The organism is Streptomyces mexicanus, from assembly GCF_902506575.1.
Lineage (GTDB): Bacteria > Actinomycetota > Actinomycetes > Streptomycetales > Streptomycetaceae > Streptomyces > Streptomyces mexicanus.
The window spans coordinates 1-1,057 of record NZ_LR732551.1 but is presented as its reverse complement, the minus strand read 5'-3'; the positions used below and the strand labels follow the sequence as shown (position 1 = coordinate 1,057).

The following is a 1,057-nucleotide window of genomic DNA, read 5'->3' as shown; positions in this document are numbered from 1 at the left end:
CCATCGCATCGGCGGGCACGGCGGCGGGCTCGGCCCCCGCGGCCCGACCCGCCGTCACATCCGCGTCCAAGCGGTCGCGATGCGCGCCGCGAGCCGTACGTTGCCGCGTACGGCCGCCAGGTTGGCGCGCAGCGAGGCGCCGTCCGTGTGCCGCACGAGGTAGTCGAGCAGGAACGGCGTGACCGCCTGCCCCGTGACGCCCTCCGCCTCGCACGCGTGCAGCGCGTCGGCGAGCACGCGCGCGTGCAGCTCGGGATCCAGCTGCTCCTCCTCCGGCACCGGGTTGGCGACGATCAGCGCCGACTCGGGCATCCGGAGCGTGTTCTGCGCCCGCATGACCTCAGCCACCTCCTCGGGGGTGGTCAGCGTCCAGTCCACCGGATGGCCCGAGTCGGACAGGTAGAAGCCCGGGAAGCGGTCCGTGCCGTAACCGGCCACCGTCACCCCCAGTGTCTCCAGGCGCTGAAGGGTGGCCGGTACGTCCAGGATCGACTTCACTCCGGCGCACACCACCGTGATCCGGGTGCGGGCCAGCAGGCCCAGGTCGGCGGACTCGTCCTGGGTGACCGTCCACTGGCGGTGCACCCCGCCCAGACCGCCCGTCGCGAAGACCCGGACGCCCGCCAGGGAGGCCAGCAGCGCCGTGGCCGACACCGTCGTCGCCCCGCTCGCCCCGCCGGCCACGGCCGGTGGCAGGTCCCGGTGGCCCAGTTTGCGGATGCCGTCCTCGCTCGCGACCCGCTCCAGTTGCTCCTTGCCCAGGCCGATGTGCGGCCGGCCGTCCAGGACCGCGATCGTCGCCGGTACAGCGCCCTCTTGGCGTACCGCCTCCTCCAGCTCCCGTGCCACCTGGAGATTGCGCGGGCGCGGCAGCCCGTGCGCGATGATCGTGGACTCGAGGGCCACCACGGGACGGCGCGCGGCCAGCGCCTCCCGTACCTCTTCGGACACCACCAGCACGTGCCTGCCTCCCGTCTGTCGCGCCTCCCCTCCTCATCTCTGGCGGGCCGCACCCCGGGCCAAACCCCGACGGACCGGCGCCCCGGGGCACGACGCC

General features: G+C 74.4%; 1 protein-coding gene. It reads right to left on the bottom strand.

Annotation, left to right across the window (positions count from 1 at the left end; all coding sequences use genetic code 11):
* Window positions 1–54: 54 nt before the first annotated feature.
* Window positions 55–960, bottom strand: a complete 906-nt coding sequence (locus GV126_RS32150) for a pseudouridine-5'-phosphate glycosidase (protein WP_159674449.1) — start codon at window positions 958–960, stop codon at window positions 55–57.
* Window positions 961–1,057 lie beyond the last annotated feature (97 nt).